The 4,108-nt window shown below is 49.9% G+C and carries 4 protein-coding genes and 1 pseudogene; all 5 read right to left on the bottom strand.

The window, feature by feature from the left end; translation table 11 throughout:
• A partial coding sequence (locus ACKTT2_RS00445) for an alpha/beta fold hydrolase (RefSeq protein ID WP_407882862.1) occupies positions 1 to 308 on the bottom strand: 308 nt, incomplete at its 3' end.
• 173 nt (positions 309 to 481) lie between these two features.
• On the bottom strand, positions 482 to 559 hold the full coding sequence (locus ACKTT2_RS00440) for an SDR family oxidoreductase (RefSeq protein WP_407882864.1): 78 nt from the start codon (positions 557 to 559) through the stop codon (positions 482 to 484).
• A 15-nt stretch (positions 560 to 574) separates the two neighbouring features.
• Positions 575 to 1,573, bottom strand: a complete 999-nt coding sequence (locus tag ACKTT2_RS00435; RefSeq protein ID WP_407882860.1) for a catalase family peroxidase — start codon at positions 1,571 to 1,573, stop codon at positions 575 to 577.
• 159 nt (positions 1,574 to 1,732) lie between these two features.
• Complete coding sequence (locus ACKTT2_RS00430) at positions 1,733 to 3,376, bottom strand: NAD-dependent malic enzyme (protein WP_407882858.1); 1,644 nt, start codon at positions 3,374 to 3,376, stop codon at positions 1,733 to 1,735.
• 291 nt (positions 3,377 to 3,667) lie between these two features.
• A pseudogene (gene fumC / locus ACKTT2_RS00425) lies at positions 3,668 to 4,108 on the bottom strand (class II fumarate hydratase); the annotation flags it as partial.

The raw sequence follows: 4,108 nt of genomic DNA, 5'->3' as shown, positions 1-4,108 counted from the left end.
GCCGCCGCTAACAAAGGGGCGACATCGACATAGCTGTGAATATCGTAAGGCCAGCCGTGCAGGAGAATTACCGGACGACCATTTACCGGACCAGCTTCAGCGTATCCAACATTTAGGACACCAGCATCGATCTGTTTCAGTGAGGTGAATGATGTGTTCGTTCCTGGCTTAATCGTGGGCAGATCTGCCGATTTTGGCTTACTGGCTTGTGTGGCTGTAGAATTCATCTTGCCGAGATGGGCGGCAGCAATGGTCATGGCTGCAGTACTCAAAAAGCGGCGGCGAAGATGGTTGATTTTTGCGGACATTTGTTAACCTCCTTCGTTCGATCGTCAACTTCTTCTCTCACTTGAATGAAGTACAGATTTATCAGCGTGCATCTGCGTTCATCTGCGGTTCCATAACTTTTTTTGTATTGCACAAAGTGAACGGCACACAGCCTGCTTGAAACATGAGAGATCGCATTTAGGGCGCTTCAAATCTATGCCATACCACCATCGACAAACAGCTCAACGCCATTTACAAAGCTGCTGTCGTCTGAAGCGAGAAAGACAATCATTGTAGCAAGAATCCGTCACAGGTCACGTATCCGCCTTGTGTAGGATGTGCCGTAGGAAGGAGACCGGAAGAGAAGAACAGGATCGTCAGTCGGTGCAATCCCGTCTGCCATGACCAGAGGATCGTAGTTGATCTTATAACTGCCAGCTAAATCGGATGGCATTGCCGATGTCAGTGTTAGGGTGCCAGCCTTCAGTTCTCGACGGTTCCCCGGCCACAGAAGCGTCGGATTGGTTTCAGGGTCACCAGGCTCGCCGATCGTCACGATCATATCCCAGTTCACTGGACCCTTGCTCATACGCTCCATTAGTACCTGCTCGAGAAAGTTACGCGGCATTGATGACAACTGTGCATCCGAGAGCTGCTTCTCGCCATCTTGGGGAACAAAACGGAATTTGACGATTGTCGTCTTGTCTGTAGCATTGATGAACTTGAAGGCGTGGATGCCGTAAAATGCACAATCGGCGTAGCTTGGCGGTGGATTGTACTCCTCCAAGAATTTTGTTTGCAGCACGTTGTCCGGGTGAGAAGACTCGAAGTTCTTGAACTTCGCCATGTCCGGTTTTCCTGTAGCGGGATCGATCGCCAGTGCGATGAACTTGTCCAGAAACGTTTGCGGTACGGCAGCAAAGAACATCGGTGTACTGAGCATAGTCATGTGATGTAGGCTGCCACCTGGCAGCCTGAATTCGAGCGCCATACCGCGCGGGCTTTTCTCAGCGTCTGACGCCATTGGGTCACCACCAGCTATGGAGAAGCGTGCGACGACGTCGAGTTCTTCTCCAGAGAACAGCGCAGATCTCGAGATTTTTCTGAGTTCTGGATTACCGACGAAGGTGCCTAAAGCACCCACACCTTTTGTGTGATTTCGTCGTTGACCACGGTGTAAACCGTAAGCATCCTGAAGCGCGTCCACGGTCTCTTGTACGGTAGCTTCGGTCTGCTTTTCCGAGGATTTTAATTGGCGAACAGACATAGCGATGGCGGCGGCAGCGGTTGCAGTTGCCGATGCCACGACTGGCGCGACGAAACCCGTAGCGGTAAGCCGACTGAATGATATAAGGAAGTCTCTCCTGCTACGAACCTTTTTATCTGGCATTTACTTTTCTATGCTCCTAACAGCTTGACATTAGAACAAATGCAGCTCCTTATCGGGCTGCCGCGATCGCTTTTCTTAAACGAGTGTTTTATACTCCGGCTTGTAAACGTGCTGACGAATGAATGCTTCTATGTCAGCAGGGCGATCGACCCGTGCCAACCCACTATCAAACACCAGCTTTGCGACACGGATAGCTGTCTTAATCTCTGTTTCAAGGATGTTCGACTGCAACGGATAAATGAGTCCTTGTTTTAGCATATCCACTGGCACCTGGTCGGCTACTGCTGCTGCTGCCTCAATGAACATTTCGTCGGGGACACGCTTAGCCTGCGTAGCGTAAATGGCCAATCCAATCGCTGGGAAAATGTAGAAATTATTAGCTTGTCCTGGCAGAAAGGTCTGACCGTTGAAGTTAACTGGTGGGAACTGAACTCCGGCCGCATAGATTGCCTTGCCCTTTGACCAAGTGTACGCCTGTTCGGCTGTACATTCCGCATGTTCAGTTGGGTTCGACAGCGCTAGGATTATAGGGCGTTCATTAAGCTGCGACATAGTCTCGACAACCTGTTGAGTGAAGGCACCGCCAACCGTACTGACGCCGATAATTGTCGTTGGCTTGATGCTCTCGATCGCAGCAACAAAGTTTTTGGTCGGTGGGTGCGGATGGGCATAAGGCTTCTGAAAATCTACCAGATCCGTGCGAGTCGGTTCAAGCAGTCCGTTAATGTCGAACATATGCACCCGTGACTGAGCATCCTCGAGGGTCATACCTTGTGCAACCAGCGCCGTACAAAGCAGATTAGCCAGACCGATGGCCGCCGAACCAGCGCCCAGGAACAAATACTTCTCATCCTTTAACTGCGTGCCTTTCAGCTTGACCGCGTTGAGCATGCCAGCTAGGGTGATGCCTGCGGTACCCTGCACATCGTCGTTATAGCAAGATACTTTGTCTCGATAGCGTTCCAGCAGATGCACCGCATCGACACCCGTCCAATCCTCAAAATGGGTACAGCAAAGGGGAAAAACTTCTTGTACTGCGTCAACAAATTCATCAACAAAGGTGTAAAGTTCTTCTGTCGATGGGCGCGTTTTGCGTAGACCCAAGTATAGTGGATCGTTCAGGTATTGCTCGTTATTGGTTCCGGCATCAAGGTAGATGGGCAACAGTCCTTCGGGTGGAACTCCTGCTGTCGCTGTATAAAGTTGGAGTTTGCCGATCGGAATGCCCATGCCGTTAGCACCGAGATCTCCCAATCCGAGAATGCGTCCTCCGTTGGTGACACAAATAACTCTCACATCCTTTACAGGCCAGTTGCGGAGAATTTCTTTCACCTGCCCCCGGCGCTCGATTGACAAATACATCCCCCTGGGTCCTCGGAAGATATATCCAAACTTGAGACAGGCTTCCCCAATTGTCGGATCGTAGACAATAGGCAGAAACCGCACTGGATCTGACGCGATCGTCCGGTAAAATAGGGTTTCGTTGTGGTCGAGCAAATTCATCAGGTAGATGTAGCGCTCGAGATCGGTGTTCTTGTGTCCCAACTGCTGCATAACGCGGCGCAATTGTAAATCTTCCGATTCGGTCACGTCGGGTACTAGCCCCACTAGCCCTAACTTCTGCCGTTCAGTTTCCGTATAGGCAGTAGACTTATTGAGCGATGGGTCATGGAGAAGTTCTATACTGCGCTTGCCGTTCAGATTGGTTTTGGTAGTCATGACTCTTACGTCCTCATGCATTGTTTGTTTTTCTTGTCAAGATGTAGGTTATACTGTACACGGGCATAAACTGCACTTTGCACTGAGTTATAATACATAGCCCTATCGTGGAGAAAAACTCTAGTAAATCAATCGCCCTCTCTCCTCTTACCTCTGCGTACTCTGCGTCTGGTGCGGTTAAATAAATTATTTTTGAACCGCAGAGTACGCAGAGTACGCAGAGAGAGAAGATGAGGAATTGTCACCTGAATCAAAATTTTATGGTCACCTTGACACGTTACAGGGACTCAATTACTGCTTCGCAACGTAAGGATGAACCATCTTCGCGGGATCGACCACCCGGTCAAACTCCTCGGCGGAAATATACCCTAGCTTCAGAGCAGCTTCCTTAAGTGTCAGATCGCGATCGAGGGCATAGTGCGCCACTTGTGAGGCTTTGTCGTAACCAACGATCGGACTGAGGGCAGTTACCAACATTAGCGATCGCTCGACAAAGGCATTAATCTGTTTCTGGTTGGGTTGCATTCCTACCACCAAAAAGCGACTAAAGTTGTGGCATCCATCAGTTACGATCCGAATCGAGTGGATAATGTTGTGAATAATCAGCGGCTTATAAACATTCATCTCCAGATAGCCACTCCCCCCGCCAAACGTTACCGCTACATCATTTGCCATCACTTGCACTGCAATCATTGCTAGGGCTTCACACTGGGTAGGATTCACCTTTCCCGG

Origin of the sequence: Scytonema hankhaensis NUACC26 (genome assembly GCF_045865695.1) — a bacterium.
Lineage (GTDB): Bacteria > Cyanobacteriota > Cyanobacteriia > Cyanobacteriales > Nostocaceae > Scytonema.
This window is presented reverse-complemented; position numbering and strand designations above follow the sequence as displayed.